The organism is Roseateles sp. (assembly GCF_046300915.1).
In the GTDB taxonomy this organism is placed as follows: Bacteria; Pseudomonadota; Gammaproteobacteria; order Burkholderiales; family Burkholderiaceae_C; genus Kinneretia.
In genome coordinates this window covers 1-2,844 of the sequence record NZ_JBKCLH010000203.1, presented here as the reverse complement: position 1 = coordinate 2,844, position 2,844 = coordinate 1, and the positions used below count along the sequence as shown (strand labels likewise).

General features: G+C 72.7%; 4 protein-coding genes. All 4 read left to right on the top strand.

What is annotated here, in order from left to right; all coding sequences use genetic code 11:
- On the top strand, positions 1–357 hold a 357-nt coding region (locus ACK5F2_RS15510; protein WP_409866160.1), incomplete at its 5' end, for a thiol-disulfide oxidoreductase DCC family protein.
- Positions 358–364: 7 nt separating this feature from the next.
- The gene (locus tag ACK5F2_RS15505) at positions 365–529 is read left to right on the top strand and encodes a DUF2256 domain-containing protein (RefSeq protein WP_409866158.1); all 165 of its coding nucleotides are present in this window, start codon (positions 365–367) and stop codon (positions 527–529) included.
- Complete coding sequence (locus ACK5F2_RS15500; RefSeq protein ID WP_409866155.1) at positions 522–2,084, top strand: cryptochrome/photolyase family protein; 1,563 nt, start codon at positions 522–524, stop codon at positions 2,082–2,084. The genes ACK5F2_RS15505 and ACK5F2_RS15500 overlap by 8 nt, the downstream gene beginning before the upstream one ends.
- Positions 2,081–2,844 (top strand): FAD-binding domain-containing protein (locus tag ACK5F2_RS15495; RefSeq protein WP_409866153.1); only part of this gene is annotated, 764 nt, incomplete at its 3' end. The genes ACK5F2_RS15500 and ACK5F2_RS15495, both read left to right, overlap by 4 nt.

The window sequence follows — 2,844 nt, the reverse complement described above, 5'->3', positions numbered from 1 at the left end:
ACGACCCGCCCCGCAGCGCTCACCGTCTATTACGACGGCGCCTGCCCGGTCTGCCGGCGCGAGATCGCGCTCTACCGCAGCCAGCCCGGCGCCGAACAGCTGTGCTGGGTGGACGCCGCCCATTGCGAGCCCCAGGCCCTGGGCCCGGGCCTGGACCGCGAGACCGCCCTGGCCCGCCTGCATGTGCGGGATGAGCGGGGTCGCCTGATCAGCGGCGCCCGCGGCTTCCTGGCCCTGTGGCAGGGTCTGCCGCGCTGGGCCTGGCTGGGCCGCCTGCTCAACCGCGGCCCCCTGCCCGCCCTGCTGGAGCTGGGCTACCGCCTGTTCCTGCGCTTGCGCCCCTTGTGGCGGCGCTGAGGGCGGCATGCGCGAAGCCTCTGGTTTTCGGGGTAACAAGCAGGCCCTGCCCAGCAAACCCTGCGCCGCCTGCGGCCGGCCCATGAGCTGGCGCCGGCGCTGGGCCAAGGTCTGGGACGAGGTGCGCTACTGCTCCGAGGCCTGCCGCCGCGCGCGCGCCCGCCATGGCTGAGCCGCGGCTGCGCCATCTGGTGCTGGTGCTGGGCGACCAGCTGGATCTGGGGGCCAGCGCCTTCGACGGCTTCGACCCCGCGCGGGACGCGGTCTGGATGGCCGAGGTGGCCGAGGAATCCACCCATGTCTGGTCCAGCCAGCCGCGCATCGCGCTCTTTCTGGCGGCCATGCGGCATTTCGCCCTGGCCCTGCAGCGCGCCGGGCGGCCCCTGCACTACCGGCGCCTGGACGCGCCGGACAACCGTGGCAGCCTGGCCGCCGAGCTGGCCGCTGCCATCCAGGAACTGCGCCCCCAGGCCTTGGTCATGACGGCGCCGGGCGACTGGCGCGTGCTGCAGGCCCTGCGCGGGGTGGCCGCCCAGGCCGGCCTGGCGCTGGACGTGCGGGAGGACCGGCACTTCTTCTGCAGCGTGCGCGAGTTCGCCGCCCATGCGCGCGGCCGCAAGCAGCTGCGCATGGAGTATTTCTACCGCGAGCAGCGCCGCCGCCACGGCGTGCTGCTGGACGAGCAGGGCGAGCCCCTGGGCGGGCAGTGGAACTTCGATGCCGAGAACCGCGGCGCCTTCGATGCGCGCGGTCCGGGTCTGCTCCCCGAGCCCCTGTGGGAGCCGCCCGACGCCCTGACCCAGGAGGTGCTGGCCCTGGTGGCGCAGCGCTTTGCCCGTCACCCCGGCCGCCTGGCGCGTTTTGCCTGGCCGCTCACGCGCGAGAGCGCGCTGCGGGCGCTCTCGCGCTTCATCGAGGAGCGCCTGCCCCTGTTCGGCCAGTATCAAGATGCCATCTGGCCGGGCCAGCCCTGGCTCTATCACGCCCAGCTCTCGGCCGCGCTCAACCTCAAGCTGCTCACGCCGCGCGAGGTGGTGGCCGCGGCCGAGGCGGCCTATCGCGCGGGCCGGGTGCCCCTGGCCAGCGCCGAGGGTTTCATCCGCCAGATCCTGGGCTGGCGCGAGTATGTGCGCGGCATCTACTGGACCCGCATGCCGGACTATCTGGAGCTCAATGCCCTGGACGCACAGCAGCCCCTGCCCGCCTGGTACTGGAGCGGCGAGACCGAGATGGCCTGCCTGCGCGACGCCCTGGTCCAGACCCTGGACACCGGCTACGCCCACCACATCCAGCGCCTGATGCTCACCGGGCTCTACGCCCTGCTGCGCGGCGTGGCGCCGCGCGAGATCCACGCCTGGTACCTGGCCGTCTATGTGGACGCGGTGGAATGGGTGGAGCTGCCCAACACCCTGGGCATGAGCCAGTACGCCGACGGCGGCCTGATGGCCAGCAAGCCCTATATCGCCAGCGGCAAGTACATCCAGCGCATGAGCCCGCACTGCAGCGGCTGCCGCTACCGGCCCGAGCTGCGCCACGGCGAATCGGCCTGCCCCTTCACCGTGCAGTACTGGGACTTCCTGATCCGCCACGCCGATCAGCTGGGCGGCAACCCCCGCCTGGCCATGCAGTTCCGCAATGCCCAGCGCCTGGACGAGGCCGAGCGCCAGGCCATACAGCGCCAGGCCCAGGCCCTGCGCGAGGCCGACACCGCCACCTGCACCCCATGATGAATACGCCCTTCCCGCCGCGCCGCAGCGCCGCCCTGGCCCGCCTGGCCCAAGTGGACCCGCAGGCCTATGCCCGCAGCCGCAATGCGCTGGAGGGCGCGGTGAGCCGGCTCTCGCCCTATGTGAGCCACGGCCTGCTGGCCCTGCCCGAGCTGCTGCAGGCCGCGGCCGCGCGCCACCCCGGGCTCAAGCCCCAGCACAGCTGGGTCTATGAGCTGGGCTGGCGCGAGTACTTCCAGGACAGCTGGCACTGGCGCGGCGAGGCCATCCTGCAGGATCTGCACCCCGGCCCCCTGCCGGGCAGCGCCTACCTCAAGGAGCTACCGGAGGATGTGCGTCAGGGTCGCACGGGCCTGGCCGTGATCGACCGCGCCGTGGCCCAGCTCTACGACGAGGGCTGGCTGCACAACCACGCGCGGCTCTGGCTGGCCAGCTATCTGGTGCATGGGCGCAAGCTGCACTGGCGCGTGGGCGCCGACTGGCTCTACGGCCATCTCCTGGACGGCGACCTGGCCAGCAACCACCTGAGCTGGCAATGGGTGGCGGGCACGGGCAGCCGCCAGCCCTATCTCTTCAATGCCGAGAATGTGCGGCGCCACGCGCCCGCCCCCTGGCGGGTGGACGGCAGCGCCCTGGACTGCCCCTACGAAGCGCTGGAAGCCCTGGCCCGCCTGGCCCTAGTGGACCCGCAGGCCTATGCCCGCAGCCGCTATGCGCTGGAGGGCGCGGTGAGCCGGCTCTCGCCCTATGTGAGCCACGG

What these genes read in the sequence shown, in the direction of transcription:
- ACK5F2_RS15505 (WP_409866158.1), top strand. Translation starts at nt 365, where the DNA reads ATGCGCGAAGCCTCTGGTTTTCGGGGTAACAAGCAGGCCCTGCCCAGC.
- ACK5F2_RS15500 (WP_409866155.1), top strand. Translation starts at nt 522, where the DNA reads ATGGCTGAGCCGCGGCTGCGCCATCTGGTGCTGGTGCTGGGCGACCAG.